This is a genomic window from Marinobacter sp. F4218, from assembly GCF_019443085.1.
Lineage (GTDB): Bacteria > Pseudomonadota > Gammaproteobacteria > Pseudomonadales > Oleiphilaceae > Marinobacter > Marinobacter albus.
The window spans coordinates 97242-112066 of the sequence record NZ_JAHZIL010000002.1; the positions used below are offsets into that span (position 1 = coordinate 97242).

The 14825-nt window shown below is 57.6% G+C and carries 13 protein-coding genes and 1 tRNA gene; 6 read left to right on the top strand and 8 right to left on the bottom strand.

All coding sequences use genetic code 11. The features are described from left to right. Window positions 1–381 precede the first annotated feature (381 nt). Window positions 382–1410, top strand: coding sequence for a quinone-dependent dihydroorotate dehydrogenase (locus K0B93_RS00855; protein ID WP_219865384.1), 1029 nt, complete (start codon window positions 382–384; stop codon window positions 1408–1410). A 195-nt stretch (window positions 1411–1605) separates the two neighbouring features. Here K0B93_RS00855 and rmf read toward each other — a convergent pair whose 3' ends face one another. Further along, entirely contained in the window at window positions 1606–1818 is a 213-nt protein-coding gene (gene rmf / locus K0B93_RS00860; protein ID WP_219865385.1) for a ribosome modulation factor, read from the bottom strand. Window positions 1819–2136: 318 nt separating this feature from the next. Between rmf and rlmKL the strand changes: the two genes are divergently transcribed. Next, on the top strand, window positions 2137–4311 hold the full coding sequence (rlmKL, locus tag K0B93_RS00865) for a bifunctional 23S rRNA (guanine(2069)-N(7))-methyltransferase RlmK/23S rRNA (guanine(2445)-N(2))-methyltransferase RlmL (protein WP_219865386.1): 2175 nt from the start codon (window positions 2137–2139) through the stop codon (window positions 4309–4311). 3 nt (window positions 4312–4314) lie between these two features. Here rlmKL and K0B93_RS00870 read toward each other — a convergent pair whose 3' ends face one another. Together K0B93_RS00870 and K0B93_RS00875 are read right to left on the bottom strand one after the other, a co-directional pair. After that, window positions 4315–4935: an outer membrane beta-barrel protein gene (locus K0B93_RS00870; RefSeq protein ID WP_219865387.1), complete on the bottom strand. Its 621-nt coding sequence runs from the start codon at window positions 4933–4935 to the stop codon at window positions 4315–4317. Window positions 4936–5042: 107 nt separating this feature from the next. Beyond that, complete coding sequence (locus K0B93_RS00875; RefSeq protein WP_219865388.1) at window positions 5043–5528, bottom strand: hypothetical protein; 486 nt, start codon at window positions 5526–5528, stop codon at window positions 5043–5045. A gap of 123 nt (window positions 5529–5651) precedes the next feature. Between K0B93_RS00875 and K0B93_RS00880 the strand changes: the two genes are divergently transcribed. Next, window positions 5652–6941, top strand: coding sequence for a M18 family aminopeptidase (locus K0B93_RS00880; protein ID WP_219865389.1), 1290 nt, complete (start codon window positions 5652–5654; stop codon window positions 6939–6941). 55 nt (window positions 6942–6996) lie between these two features. Here K0B93_RS00880 and K0B93_RS00885 read toward each other — a convergent pair. After that, window positions 6997–7072 (bottom strand) — tRNA-Asn (locus tag K0B93_RS00885). 123 nt (window positions 7073–7195) lie between these two features. On the opposite strand from K0B93_RS00885, the gene K0B93_RS00890 reads away from it, so the two are divergent. Continuing rightward, the gene (locus K0B93_RS00890; protein WP_219865390.1) at window positions 7196–8200 is read left to right on the top strand and encodes a YheT family hydrolase; all 1005 of its coding nucleotides are present in this window, start codon (window positions 7196–7198) and stop codon (window positions 8198–8200) included. 23 nt (window positions 8201–8223) lie between these two features. Here K0B93_RS00890 and K0B93_RS00895 read toward each other — a convergent pair whose 3' ends face one another. Next, the gene (locus K0B93_RS00895; protein WP_219865391.1) at window positions 8224–8853 is read right to left on the bottom strand and encodes an arylesterase; all 630 of its coding nucleotides are present in this window, start codon (window positions 8851–8853) and stop codon (window positions 8224–8226) included. 62 nt (window positions 8854–8915) lie between these two features. On the opposite strand from K0B93_RS00895, the gene K0B93_RS00900 reads away from it, so the two are divergent. Further along, entirely contained in the window at window positions 8916–9635 is a 720-nt protein-coding gene (locus tag K0B93_RS00900) for an ABC transporter ATP-binding protein (protein WP_219865926.1), read from the top strand. Next, entirely contained in the window at window positions 9635–12121 is a 2487-nt protein-coding gene (locus K0B93_RS00905) for an ABC transporter permease (protein ID WP_219865392.1), read from the top strand. The genes K0B93_RS00900 and K0B93_RS00905 overlap by 1 nt, the downstream gene beginning before the upstream one ends. A gap of 8 nt (window positions 12122–12129) precedes the next feature. On the opposite strand, the gene K0B93_RS00910 is transcribed toward K0B93_RS00905, so the two are convergent. The 3 genes from K0B93_RS00910 to K0B93_RS00920 form a co-directional block, all read right to left on the bottom strand. Next, on the bottom strand, window positions 12130–12909 hold the full coding sequence (locus K0B93_RS00910) for a substrate-binding periplasmic protein (protein WP_228743149.1): 780 nt from the start codon (window positions 12907–12909) through the stop codon (window positions 12130–12132). A gap of 146 nt (window positions 12910–13055) precedes the next feature. Then, window positions 13056–14243 carry an iron-containing alcohol dehydrogenase gene (locus tag K0B93_RS00915; protein WP_219865393.1) on the bottom strand — a complete coding sequence of 396 codons (1188 nt, stop codon included), beginning with the start codon at window positions 14241–14243 and terminating at the stop codon, window positions 13056–13058. After that, the gene (locus K0B93_RS00920; protein WP_219865394.1) at window positions 14243–14788 is read right to left on the bottom strand and encodes a hypothetical protein; all 546 of its coding nucleotides are present in this window, start codon (window positions 14786–14788) and stop codon (window positions 14243–14245) included. The genes K0B93_RS00915 and K0B93_RS00920 overlap by 1 nt, the downstream gene beginning before the upstream one ends. Window positions 14789–14825 lie beyond the last annotated feature (37 nt).

Below are 14825 nucleotides of genomic sequence, written 5' to 3' on the forward strand. Positions count from 1 at the left end.
GTGTGTCATTATAACGTTATTACTGAAGACGGGAGGGGCCAATTTTCAGGCACCTCGTGCACTATTTATGCACAATGTTGCTGAACTGTGACTGGCTAACATTTTGTTCATGTTTACTCAATACCTTCTCTAAAAAATTATAACTATCTGAAAATAAACAATTAAATAACTGGTTAAAAAATGATCAATCTGTAGATTGGCGCAGTTATCAAGGGATGGAAACCGTTGCCCCTCGATTTTCAACAGGTTTATCCACAGATTCCGTGGAAAAGATCTTGGGAGGTGCGTCAGGCAGTCATTTAGCGCTGATTCTTAATGGAAAAGCGAAGCTGTGGAAAACTTCCGGTATACTCCGCTCACTCATTGGCAAGGAGTTTTCAGATGTATGGCGTAATCCGCAACCTGCTTTTCCGGCTACCCCCTGAACAGGCACACAATATTGCATTAAACGGTCTGGATGCGGCCAACAGGCTCGGTTTACTGAAGATTTTTTCGCCGAAGATAGATGCATTGCCAGTGAATGTAATGGGGTTGGAGTTTCCGAACCCTGTTGGCCTTGCCGCCGGGCTGGATAAAAACGCCGATCATCTGGATGCGTTGGGTGCATTGGGTTTCGGATTTATTGAAGTGGGTACCGTGACACCGGTCGCCCAGCCGGGCAATCCCAAGCCGCGAATGTTTCGTTTGCCGGAACATCAGGCGATCATCAATCGAATGGGCTTCAATAACGAAGGCCTCTCGCATCTTCTGGAGCGGGTAGACCATCGACGCTACCAGGGAATCCTGGGAATCAACGTCGGCAAGAACAAGGACACGCCGAACGAGGAATCAGAGGCCGATTATCGTAAGGGCATTTTTTCGGTGTATTCTAGGGCGGACTACATCACCGTCAATGTGTCCTCGCCGAATACGCCGGGCCTCCGGGATTTGCAGTTCGGGGATTCCCTGAAGGGATTGTTGGAAGCCATCAAGGACGAGCAGGGCAAATGCGAGCGGGAATTTGGCCGCTACGTTCCGATTGCCGTGAAGATCGCGCCAGACATGGATGATGATGGCATACGTTTTGTCGCTGATGCGCTGCGGCAAACGGGACTCGATGGGGTAATAGCCACGAACACCACCATCAGTCGCGATGCCGTAACTGGCCACCGCCACGCCGGAGAAACTGGTGGCCTGAGCGGGGCGCCAGTGCGAAAAGCCTCCCTGAGAGTGATCCAGGGACTGTACGCCGAGCTTGGAGAGGCGCTGCCGATCATTGGGGTTGGCGGCATCACGGATGGTGAGAGTGCTGCGGAAAAAATTCGCGCCGGGGCCAAGTTGGTACAGATATACACAGGCTTCATATACCAGGGACCGGCATTGATCCGTGAAGCGGTGGAGGCCATTCGGCAGTTAAAGGAAGAGGGGTAATGCCCTGATCGGCAGGAATACGCCGGGGCCAGAACAAGAATGGGCCCGCTTAGCGGGCCCGTGCGGGGAATAAACCCCGTGGCGCTTCTTCGCATGGTACGGGGCGGGAGGCCCCGTTTGGGTTAGTCAGCGTACTGCGTCAAATTGTCGGTGTACAAAAGATCAGACTAGATCCGGAGTTTCAGTGAATGTCCGTCACGCCGAGGTGACGTTGGAAAGTCTGTGGATGCCGGAAACTCCGGTCATACCCTCCCAGTTATCGGTGCGGCCTTCTCGCCACCCGCTTAACCATTCCTGGCGGACTTCTGGTTGTTCGATGGGGCAGCTGTCCTTGGGTTTACCAGACACGCCAGCGAGATAACCCCGCTTGAATGCACGAGCGTACATATCTCTTTTCTGTCTTTTCATGCCGTTCCTCACTGATGGATTAACAGAACATGCGTGTACACATCTGCAGTGGCCCTGACATGCGGCACCCCTCCGGGGAAAACCCACTATTGTCAGCTCAAGCCAGAGCAGTCAGGATCCTGTTAACGGAGGCAATTAATGACCTCCGGAACGACGCGTCACCTACAAGGTAAGTCGAAGGTCGAGCGGATGTACACTAATTATTTCGTCTATGTGGCGATTTTCTTATAGTTTCATGACATAAGCGATGGTGGCCGTTTCAGGTAAAAGCCGCAATTTCGCCAACTTACCTGAAGCCTCTTCAATCAGGAGTAGAACTTGTCCAAATCTGTCTTTTTCGTAACCTGCCCAAAGGGCGTCGAATACCTTTTGGCGGACGAGCTCAGTACTTTCGGTCTGGAACCAGTGCGCAATGCACCTGCAGGCGTCTGGGCAGAAGGTACTCTTGAAGGCGGCTACCGGGTTTGCCTGTGGTCGCGTCTGGCGAACCGCATCATTCTGCACCTGGATGAGATTGACGCCACCAGCGGCGACCAGCTGTACGACGGTGTCGTTCACATGGATTGGCAGCAACATATTCCGGTCAACGGCAGTTTCAGGGTCACGTTTCTGGGCCAGAACGATGCTATCCGCAACACGCAGTTTGGCGCCCAGCGGGTTAAGGACGGCATTGTCGACCGGTTCCGGGCAAGCGGAGGGCAACGACCCTCTGTGGATGCGAAAACACCGGACGTTACGGTGTCTGCGCGATTGAATCGGGGCCGGTTGTCGCTGGGAATCGATCTGAGTGGGCACAGCCTCCATATGCGCGGCTACCGGACCGAGAAAGGCGCGGCGCCCCTGAAGGAGAACCTCGCGGCGGCTCTGTTAATGCGGGCGGGCTGGCCTGACCTGGCGCGCGAGGGCGGTGATTTTGTTGATCCCATGTGCGGGTCGGGCACCTTGGCGATCGAGGCGGCTATGATGGCTCTGGATCTGGCACCTGGCCGCAAACAAGAACGCTTCGGTTTTGAGAAATGGCTCGGCCACCAGTCGGAGATGTGGCTGTCATTACGTCAGGAAGCGGAGCGTCGGGCGCACGAGGGCAAACAAGGAAAGCTGCCCAGAATTTGGGGGTTCGATCAGGACAACCGCGTGATTGCCACTGCAAGGAATAACATTCAGCGAGCAGGGCTGGACGGCGTGGTTGAGGTTGGCATTTGCCCGCTGGCGGATCTCAAGCTTGAGGGCGAGTGGTCGTCCACCGGGTTGGTCTTGACCAACCCTCCTTACGGTGAGCGGCTGAGCGAGCGCCGCGAACTGGGCGCACTCTATGAGTCCCTGGGTGACGCTGTGAAACGTCTGGTTCCGGGCTGGCGACTTGGGGTGTTTACCGGCGCCCCGGAGTTCGGAAAATCAATCGGTTTGCGCAGTTACAAGCAATATCGTCTCTTTAACGGCAAGTTGCCGGCCCAACTTTTGTTGTTCACCATTGACGAAGTCAGTGCAATGACGCCGCGTGAACCCGATGTTCCCGGCGAAATTACCCCTCGAATCACCAACGAGGACCGGGCGGCAATGTTACGGAACCGCTTGCAGAAAAACCGGAAAACGGTTGGGCAGTGGGCGCGCAAGCAGGGAATCAGTTGTTACCGTCTCTACGATGCCGATATGCCGGAATTTGCCCTGGCCATTGATGTATACGAAGGGCGGGTGCATGTGCAGGAATACGCGCCACCAAAAACAGTTGATGAGCGCGCTGCCCGGGAACGCCTGGCTGAGGCGCTCGCCGTGATACCTGAGGCGTTGGGTGTCGAGCGGGAGTCGATGGTGTGTAAGCAGCGCCAGCGTCAGGCCGGAACCAGCCAGTATGAAAAGCAGGCGGTGAGTGGTGAGTTTTTCCAGGTCCACGAACACGGTTGCGTGCTCAAGGTCAATCTCAAGGACTACCTGGATACCGGGTTGTTCCTCGACCATCGTCCGGTCCGGCACTGGATCCAGCAGCACGCCAAAGGCCAGCGTTTCCTGAACCTGTTCTGTTATACCGGTGCGGCAACGGTTCATGCAGCGGTTGGTGGCGCGAGCCGGTCGCTGAGTCTGGATATGTCCAAGACGTACGTACGATGGGCGGAGGATAATCTGGCATTGAATGGCATTGATCCAAAGCGGCACCGGGTGGAGCAGGCGGATTGCCTGGCCTGGCTGGCGGAGAAGCCGTCCCCGGACCAGCGCTTCGACATGATTTTCATGGACCCGCCGACGTTCTCGAATTCAGCAAGGATGGCCGGGGTGTTGGATATCCAGAAGGATCACAGCCGGCTTGTGCGCCAGGCGATGCAGCGTCTCAGCTCGGAGGGGTTGCTGATATTCTCCAACAACTTCCGTCGCTTCAAGCTGGACGAGGAGCTGGCGTCCGAGTTTGATGTAGAGGAGGTGAGCCGCAGCACCATCGATAAGGACTTTCAAAGAAACGCACGCATTCACCGCTGCTGGCATATCCGCCATCGCGGCTGAAACCTAGAACTCGTAACGTAACCCGCCAGAGAACTGGAACGTGTTGACCTCCGTTCCAGTGTCTTCGAAGAGTTTGCCGCCTTCGAACACCAGGAAGGTGTTCGTCATCACCTCGAAGTCGAGGCCTGCGAGCCAACTGACGCTGAATCCGCTGTCCGGGAACTCGCCCTCCAGGGTCTGAAACTGGCGATTGCGGTCTGCCTCGGAATTGCGCAGTTCAGCCTCACCGCTGATGTAAGAGAAGCCGAACTGGCCGTAGAGGTTGGCGTAGTCGGTGATGGGATGGTGCATGCCGATATACCAGCTGGCGAAATAATCCACCGTGAGAGTCAAATCGCTGTTCGGGACTTCGGCATCCTTAAAGCCGCCGCCGGCACGCAATTCGGCATGAAAGAGGTCGGTGATGTGCCCGCCGACAATCAGTGTGCCGCCAGTGCCCCATGCTGCCTCATTGGTAATCTCGCCAATGCTGCGGTGGTTGAAGGTGGTTGCAAGCAATCCTACATAGTGGAGATCTTCCCTTGAGTCCGAGGCAGCACTTTCCTGGGCGAATGCGGCCGGGTTGATCATCAGTGTCGCTGTTAACAGCGCGGCAAGCAGGGACGTTCGCACAACCTTGTTCATTGTTATCGGGCTTCCTGAGGTGAGCAGATACGGGCCTGATTCTGCCTTGCGTAACCGTTTGTTACGTCGACCCGTGTCACACTTCCCCGTGTCCGGCAGGCCCCGGCTCAGTCTTCGTCAAACAGCCCTTCCTCCCGGGCCATCAAGAGCAGGGCGTAAACGCCATTCTCCGGTAGCTGCGGTTCGAGGCCCTCATCAATCATGAGCTGGCGACGTCGGTCTTCAAGAGAGTCGCTGTCCAGACTGATAATGAGCTCGGTGATGGGGGCAATTTCGAAGGGTGGTTCCTGTCCGACGGCGCTGAAGAGCTTGTCGATCAGGATTTCATCCGGATCAAGGCCGTCTACATAAACGGTATGGTCCGGCAGGTCCTGATGGAGCTCTCTGGTCAGTTCCAGGGGCGGAACGCCCTGTTCCTCAAGATACCTGAGGTCGAAATCCCCCAGGTCGCCATCCTCCGGAAGCCAATCGTCTTCAGGGGCGATGACGACCGTTTTCATGCGGCCATCCGCAAGGGACCACGCCATGGCAACTGGAAACAGGGCGTCTTCGGTCTGGCAGTATTCGATATCTAGAAATCTCGGTGCTTGCACGCTGAGCTCCAGTTCTGAGAGGTAAGTGAAGTCGCGGTTATAAGGAATGTCCGCTGACCCGGTATGAGGCTTCATGGCTTCATGCCATACTGTTCCGGCAATTATCATTCAATCAGGGACATCATGGAACACGCTGAATTTAACAAAGATTTGTTGAAGTTTCTGAACTCGTCGCCAACGCCCTGGCATGCAGTGGCGACCATGAAGGTCCAATTGGACGCTGCTGGTTTTGAAGAGCTGGACGAGAAAGATGATTGGAGCCTCGAACCCAATCAGGGGTACTACGCCATCCGGAACGGGTCCTCCATCGTCGCATTCCGCACCGGCACTCGGGACGTTTCTGCCTCCGGCATCCGGATGGTCGGGGCGCACACAGACAGCCCGTGCCTCAAGGTAAAGCCGAACCCTGAGGTGCGGCGCAAGGGGTTTTTCCAGTTGGGCGTCGAGGTGTACGGTGGCGTTCTGCTGAACCCCTGGTTTGACCGTGATCTCTCGCTTGCCGGCCGTGTGACGGTTCTGGATGAAGACGGCGAAGTGCGCGACACCCTGCTGGACTTCCGCAAGCCCGTGGCCTTTATCCCGAGCCTTGCGATTCATCTCGATCGCGAGGCCAACAGCAATCGCACGGTGAATCCGCAGACCGATTTGCCGCCGGTGGTCATGCAGGTGCCGGAGAGTGATACCACCAGCTTTGCCGACCTGCTGCGCCAGCAGATTGCCACCGAGTCCGGCATGAAGGTGCGCAAGGTGCTGGGGTATGAGCTGAGTTTCTATGACGCCAGCGAAGCCTCTTTTATCGGTTTGCGCGACGAGTTCATTGCCTCCGCCCGGTTGGATAACCTGCTGAGTTGCTACATTGGCCTCCAGTCGCTGCTTAAAACCTCGGGTGATGAAGCCGCTTTGCTGGTGTGTAACGACCACGAGGAGGTGGGCAGCATGTCGGCAGAGGGCGCCCAGGGGCCGTTCCTCGCCTCCGTGCTCGAGCGCTGGTGCGGTGCGGGTAAATCTCGGGCGATTGCCCGGTCCATGATGATCTCGGCGGATAACGCCCATGGAATTCACCCGAACTATATGGACAAGCACGACGAAAACCACGGCCCACAATTGAATGAGGGCCCGGTGATCAAAGTGAATCACAATCAGCGCTACGCGACCAACAGCCGGTCTGCAGCCGTTTATCGTCATATCAGCGATGAATTGGGGCTGCCGCACCAGACGTTTGTTGTGCGCAGTGATATGGGCTGTGGCAGCACCATTGGCCCCCTGACTGCAGGTAACCTGGGCGTAACCACGCTCGACATCGGCGTGCCACAGTTTGGCATGCATTCGATTCGGGAACTCATCGGTACCGAAGACGGCTATACTTTATTTCGGGTGCTGACCGAATTCATGCAGCGTGATCGCGTTCTGTGAGGCATGAAACGAAAAATGCCGCTGCTTCGTATGAAGTAGCGGCATTCCGGAAAAGTGGCTCCCCGAGCTGGGCTCGAACCAGCGACAAACGGATTAACAGTCCGTTGCTCTACCAACTGAGCTATCGGGGAACAGTATCGAAGTGGCGCGCATATTAAGTGCTTTGGTGGACCGGGTCAACCCCCTGAATTAGAAGGTTAAAAATTGTACGGAAGTGAGTGCTCGGCAGTGCATAGTGACAGGGAGGTGTTGTTATGACCGCTTTTGAATCCGCCCCTTATCCTTTACCCGCCAATGTCAGGCTGGAGCGAATGCAATATGCGCCGCCGCCCTGGCTACGAAATGGTCACCTGCAATCCATCTGGCCCACACTGTTTCGCAAGGTGGATATGGTGGCGCCCCAGGCCGAAATCCTGCCCACCGACGATGACGATGAGCTCCATCTGGACTGGTACCGTCAGGGCAGTGACCGTCTGGCCATCGTGTCGCATGGTCTGGAAGGGCACAGCCGGAGGCCCTATGTGCTGGGTCTGACCCGCGCGCTTTTGAGTGCCGGCTGGGATGTACTTGCCTGGAACTATCGCTCCTGCGGCGGTGTGATGAACCGTCAGCCCCGGTTTTATCACAGCGGCGCCACGGGGGATCTGGAACGGGTGGTCCGGCATGGCCTGGCAGGCTCCTACAGCAGGCTTTTTCTGTCCGGATTCAGCATGGGCGGCAATTTGACCCTGTTGTACCTGGGCGAACAGGGAGAGCGGGTTGATAGCCGTATTTGCGGCGCTGTCACCTACTCGGTGCCCTGCGACCTGGCCGGTAGTGCAGACGTGCTTTCCCGGCCCAGCAGGAAGATCTACATGCAGCGTTTCTTGAACGATCTGCACGGTAAAATGAAGGAAAAGGCGGAAAAGTTTCCGAACATCATCGATGTCTCCGGATTTGAATCGATTCGTAATTTCCGCCAGTTTGATGACCGCTACACCGCTCCACTGCATGGATTCCGGGATGCTGAAGATTACTGGGCGCAGGCCTCGGCGCTGGGACGCCTGCGAGATATCCGGGTACCGGCCCTGATGGTTAACGCCATTGATGACCCGTTTTTATCCGATCGGTGTTTTCCCGAATCCCGCAGCGTACTCGGCGCCCATGTTCGGGTTGAATCCCCACGCTGGGGCGGTCACGTAGGTTTTGTCGAGCACGCCCGGGACGGTTATTACTGGTCCGAGCGCCGGGCAATCGCATTCCTGCAGGGCTTTGTGTAAAGCGGTGCCCACTCGGGGGAGGGTTATTCCAGGTTTTGTTTGAGAACGGGCCAGATATTTTCCAGCAGTTTTGGCTGCGCCGCCTCTGACGGGTGGAGGCCATCGTCCTGCATGAACCCGTCCCGGTCGTAGACCCCCTGCAGAAAGAAGGGAACCAATGCCGTGTTGTAGCGGTCCGATAACTTCGGAAAAATATCCGCAAACATCTCGGTGTACCGCTGACCGTAGTTTGGTGGTATCTGCATACCCACCAGCACGGTGCGAGCGCCAGTTTGCTGGACCTGTTCAATCATTTCCGCCAGGTTGGATTCGATGACATTGGGTGGAAACCCCCGCAGGCCATCGTTGCCACCGAGCTCAATAACGACAACATCCGGATCGTTTTCCCTGAGTAGATCCGGCAGACGTCTGGCGCCCCCGTCGGTGGTTTCACCACTGATGCTGGCGTTGATTACCTGCCACTGGGATAGCCCATTCTGGTCCAGGCGCTCCTTGAGCAGTTGCACCCAGGCACGTTCGGATGGCACGCCATAGGCGGCACTGAGACTGTCCCCCATGATCAGCAAGGTATTCTGATTGGCCAATGCCGGCATCGCCAGTAAGGCGAGCACAACGAAAAGGATTGATCTGACGGACAGTCGTGCCGTATTCATAGACAATTCGTTTACCCTAATTCAGTTTATTGACCCAAGGATTGAGAGCTTCCGTGAACCAGATGACCGATTTCAACGCCGAGCGCCGACAAACCATGTTACGAGTGGACAACCTTACGCACCGGGTCAGCCTGGAAACTGATACGTTGACGATCTTGCAGGGGGTCAGTCTGGAAATCAATCGGGGAGAGTCCGTAGCCATCGTCGGCCGGTCCGGCTCGGGCAAAACCACATTGCTTGGCCTGTTGGCAGGTCTGGACACGCCCAGTGACGGAACCGTGGAACTGGACGGCTCCGTGATCAGCAAGCTGACCGAAGATGAGCGGGCGAAGCTCAGGGCGCGCCGGGTGGGGTTTGTTTTCCAGTCGTTCCAGTTACTGCCGGCACTGACTGCCCGGGAGAACGTGATGTTGCCGCTGGAGTTGGCAGGGATGGAGTCGCCGGAAGCCCGGGCGCGGGAACTGCTGGAAAGGGTTGGCCTGGGCGAGCGTCTCAACCATACCCCCCGGCAGTTGTCCGGCGGTGAGCAGCAACGGGTTGCGATCGCCCGGGCATTTGCCTCCGACCCAGTCATTCTGTTTGCCGATGAGCCGACCGGCAATCTCGATAACCGCACTGGCCAGTCGGTGTCGGATCTGCTGATGGAACTGAACCGTGAGCAGGGAACGACATTGGTCATGGTGACTCACGATGAACATCTGGCGGCCCGCTGCGGCCGCCAGTTCCATATTGAGGCAGGCATTCTGACGGAGCCGGAAGCGGCCCGGGAGCTGGCTGACTGATGGCGGCTGCAAGCAAGTTGATGTCGGTTCGCCGGGACTGGCGGGAGCGTGATGTACGGGTAGTGCTTGCTGCGTTGATCATTGCCGTCGCCACTGTCGCTACCATCGCGCTGTTTGCCAGCCAGCTGCAGCGTACCCTTGTGTCGTCTGCCAGCTCGTTTCTTGCAGCCGACCGGCAACTGGAGGCTGAAAACGGGCGGGAGATTCCCGGGGAGTGGCTGACCGAAGCCCAGTCCAGGGGGCTGGAAACGGGGCGTATGGTGGAGTTCTCCACCATGGTCTTCGGCAGCGGTGGTTTTCAGCTGGTGTCCGTAAAAGCCGTCAGCGACGAGTATCCACTGCGTGGTGAAATCGAGGTTCAGGACGCTGCGGACGCACCGAGAAAGCTGGTCGGGTCAGGCCCGAAACCCGGTGAGGTCTGGATCAATCCACGGTTGCTGCGGCTGCTCGAACTGAACATCGGCGACTCCCTGGAGGTGGGGAACCTGAACCTCAGGGTGTCGGGCCTGCTGATCAGGGAGCCAGACGGCGGGTTCCGGCTCTCGTCACTGGCGCCACGGATCATGATCCACGCCGATGACGTGCCCTCAACCGGTGTTATCCAGGAGGGCAGCCGGGTCGAGTATGTCTACCTGTTTGCCGGCGATGACGGTGCGCTTGAGGGCTATTACCAGTGGTTGCAGTCGCGACTGGAGCCCAGCCACGAGTGGGAGGGCGTTCGGGACGGGGAAACCTTTTCGCGGTCTCTGGAGCGCGCGGAGAGTTTTCTGCTGCTGGGCGGCAGCCTTGCCGTCTTACTGGCGGCCGTGGCCGTTGCCGTTGCAAGCAGGCAATATGCACTGTCCCAGCGTGACACCGTTGCGCTGCTGAAAACGCTCGGGGTTCGCAGTCGGGGAATCGGCAAGCTGTACCTTCGTCGCCTGGCACTCTGGGGCCTGACCGGTATCGTCGGCGGGCTGCTGGTTGCCTTGCCCCTGTTCTGGTTGCTGACCCGGTTGCTGAGTAATGTGCTTGAGCGACCGGTCGAGTTTTACCTGGATCCGGCGGCGTTGGCCCCGGCATTGCTGACGGCCCTGGTTTCCCTGTTTGCCTTTGCCTATCCACCCATTCGCCGGCTACGTGATGTTCCGGCCATGCGCGTGCTTCGTAGCCAGCCGGGCGAAGGAGGGCGTGAGGCTTTGCCGGACTTCGCGATTGCGATCATTGCGGTATTCGGGCTGGTCTGGTTGTACGCGGGCGAATTGAGTCTGGTGGCGGCCTTGTTGGGTGGGCTGGTGCTGCTGCTCGGTGCACTGGGCCTCCTGGGCTGGCTTCTGGTCGCAACCCTGCGTAGGGTCAGGGGAGGCGGCAATGCCTGGCGTCTCGCGCTGGTCGGGCTCTACCGGCATCGTCGTGCCAGCCTGTCACAGATGGCGGTGTTCGCGATGACACTGATGCTGGCAGCGACCCTGGTCCTGGTGCGAAGCTCGCTCCTGGACGATTGGCAGGCCCAGCTTCCCCCGGACGCTCCCAACCACTTCCTCATCAATATCGCGCCTGACGCCGTTGAAGAGGTCAGTGCCTTCTGGCAGGAGCGTGGGCAACCCCTGAACCAGCAGTATCCAATGGTTCGGGGCCGGCTGACCGAGTTGAACGGGCGGCCGGTGAAGGAGGCGGTGAGTAAGGATGAGCGCGTGGGCGCGTTGAACCGAGAACTGAACCTGACCTGGATGTCGACCCTGCCAACGGATAACGAAATTATTCAGGGCCAGTGGTTTGACCCTGGCCAGACCGAGGGGGTTTCCGTTGAGGCGGAGCTGGCCGAACGTTTAGGCCTGTCTCTGGGAGACCGACTGACCTTCACCATTGGCTCAGAGAAGGTGACGGAATCGATCACCAGCATTCGTACGGTCCAATGGGACAGCATGAGGCCTAATTTCTACATGGCATTTCCGCCAGAGGGCGGTCTGACCGATATGCCGGCGACCTGGATTACCAGCTTCTACCTGCCCACTGACAAGAAAACCGCGCTGAATGACTTCTCGAGGCAGTTCCCAACCATTTCAGTGCTCGAGATCGATCATATTATTGACCGTATCCAGCAGATTGTTCGCCAGGTGACGCAGGCGATTGAAGCCATTCTGGCTTTGATCCTCGCCGCTGCATTGGTCGTGATGGCGGCGGTTGTCAGTGCCACATTGCGGGATCGCCAGCGGGAGGGAGCCCTGCTGCGAACCCTTGGCGGTCGTCAGTCGTTGCTGGTGCGCAGCACCATGCTGGAGTTCGCGCTGCTGGGCGGTTTTGCCGGAGTGCTCGGCGTGGTTGCAGCCGAGGCAGCCGTATGGGCTCTTCAGTTCCGGATGTTTGAGGGTAACTTCAGCTGGCATTGGCAGGTGGTGTTGCCGGTGCCGCTTATCAGCGCCGTTGTGCTGGCCCTGTTCGGTCGGTGGCAGCTGAGCCCGGTGCTGAGCGTGTCGCCCATGCTGTTGCTTCGCCGGTTGGAATGAAGCGGGTCTTATCGGTAGTTCGCGAGGATGGCTTCCAGTTCGCCGTTCTCGCGAATGTCTTTAAGTTCGGCGTTGAAGGCCTCGGCAAAGTCCTGCCAGTCTTTTCGGAGCATAAGACGGAACCCCACCTTGCTGATACCCTCACGGGTGCTCCGGAAGCGATCCTGGAGCCCCTCCCGGCGAAGGATCCACTGGCCGACCAGTCTATCGGCGATGGCAGCGTCAAAGCGTTCACCGTGCAGCACAAACGTGAACATATCCCGATCCCGGGAAACATCGAAACGCTGGATGGTTCCCGCATCAAAATGTTCCTGCAGGAGGGGGTACTGGTAACCGAGATGGGTAACGACGGTCTTTGAGAAAAGATCCTCTGGCGACCGGAAGGTCAGGTCGGACTCGGCGGGAATGAAGAAGACTTCCTCAATGGGCACTACCGCGTCGGTGAACAGGAAGCGCTCCGGCTCGGTGGTCCATTCGATTGCCCGGGGGGTGCCGTCAATAAAACCCTCGAGCAGCATTTCATCCACCCGTTTTCTGGGGACTTTCTCCGGCACGACCTTGTAACCGAGACGCTCTCCGATAAGCGAGACCACATCCCACATGATGCCGGAGGGTTGGCTCTCGTTTACGATGAGGTACGGTGGATAGCCATTCGGAGAGACATTGAAATGGAAGGTTTTACTGTCTGCGGCGGCGATGGCTTCGGAACTGAGGGTCACGGCCCAGATTAAAAGTGCGGCGAGTTGCACGGCAGGAATCAATCGGCGAGACCGTTTTCGCATCATCATGCAGGACTCTTTACTGTGTAAAGTTGTACCCGGCTTACTCCCTGCCAGTGTGGCCACAATTGTTACGCTTTTGTTAGATAAATTCAATCATTGTTTTGTCTGCAAGTGACTGAAAAAAGGGGCCCTCGCTGGGACCCCGTCTTGAGTTATGCCCAGGCCCGTCGCAAAACCGCGCGGGCGTCTTCCAGGGTAACTTCCTTCGGGTTGAACATGATTGATCCATCGTCCAGAGCCATCTCGGCAATGTGATCGAGCTGTTCTTCCTGCACCTTGCCGGTTTCCTTGAGCGTGCGTGGCAACTGGCAGCGCTTGTACAACTGATCCCGGAGCTTCCGAAGGGCAGAGATGCTGGCCTCGGCGCGGCGGCTGGACGGTGTGGCGGAGTAGACCTCGGGCCCTTCAAGGTAAAGCAGGAGTTCGCCCAGCGGGGCGCGAATTTCTTCAAGGTTGTACTCAAGCACGTAGGGCAGATACAGGCTCATGCACAGGCCATGGGGAAGGTGACAGATGGCACCGGTCGCATGCCCAAGGGCATGCACCAGGCCCACCATGGAGTTGGAAAACGCGATGCCGGCCATCGTTGACGCCTGGGCCAGTTCCAGGCGGCCGTCGGTGTCTTTGGGGTTGTCCATGACATGCAGCAGGGAGTGGCTGATCTTCTTCACCGCTGCGGTGGCGTAGGCATCACTGAGCGGATTCTTGGCCATGCAGGTGAAGGCCTCGGTGGCGTGTGTCATGGCATCCATCGCTGTGGCCGCGGTGATGTGCGGCGGCAGCGTCAGGGTCATTCTTGGATCAATAATGGCGGCATTGGGCAGCAGGAAGGATGAGGTGAAGGGCAGTTTGACGCCCTTGGCCTCGTCTGTAATGACGGCGACAGAGGTGACTTCCGAGCCCGTGCCCGCGGTTGTCGGCACAACAAAGAATGGCTTTAGTGGATGCTTGATGATCCCGGCGCCACTGTATTTGGCGATATTGTCGCCACCTTCGGACACCAGAATGTTTACGGCCTTGCCGGTATCGATGGCGGAGCCACCGCCAACAGCGATGATCGAGTCACATTTTTCCTGGCGGTAAATGCCGGCGATGTCCCGGACGACTGTGGTCGAGGAGTCCGGAGGCACGTCATCGTAAATGCTGACAATTTCCAGACCACTTTCCTCGCACGCCGCGATGACAGGGTCGAGCAGGCCGGCGGCTCGGACACCCTTGTCCGTCACAATCATGGGTCGTTTCGCTGCCAGTCCGGTCAATTCGTAGGGGATATGCTCCAGGGCTGACTTGCCGGCGATGACTTTTACCGGACAAAAGAACTCATAGTATTTGTTGGTCATTACGCTCTCACCGTCTCAACGAAATTGGTAGCAACCTTCAGGTAGATTCTTGCCGCGCTGATCAGCTTTTCCGGCAGGTGAAGGTTGGCGGGGTATTCCTTTACCGCCCTTTGGGCAATCAGTTTTGGAAGAATAAATGACTCAAGCCGGTTCAACACGCGGGTCATGCGAACGGCGTAGCTGATATCGCCATCAACGAGCATGCGGTCGTTGGCAAAGGCTACGGATGTCTTTTCCTGGAACGAGAGCACCAGAAAGGCGTGGGCGATGTGTTTGAACTGGATTGACAGGTCGATCGGTCGGGGCGCCGAGTCGCCATGAAAATGGAAACGGCCGAGGCCGGTATGCTCGACAATCAGTCGCGGCCCATCCGGCATGACCATCATCTCGAAGAGAAACCCTTCGGGCAGGGCCCGGGCCTCATTTTTGACCGAATCATCCACTTCACTCACTGCCTGCAACGCACGTCCCATCACCTGGAACATCATCTCCACGTACAGGCGACGAGCCTGGAAAATCATCGGCTGGATACGTTTCGCTAGCATGGCCGTCATCCATTTGTTGTTGGTGTAACCTGATTTT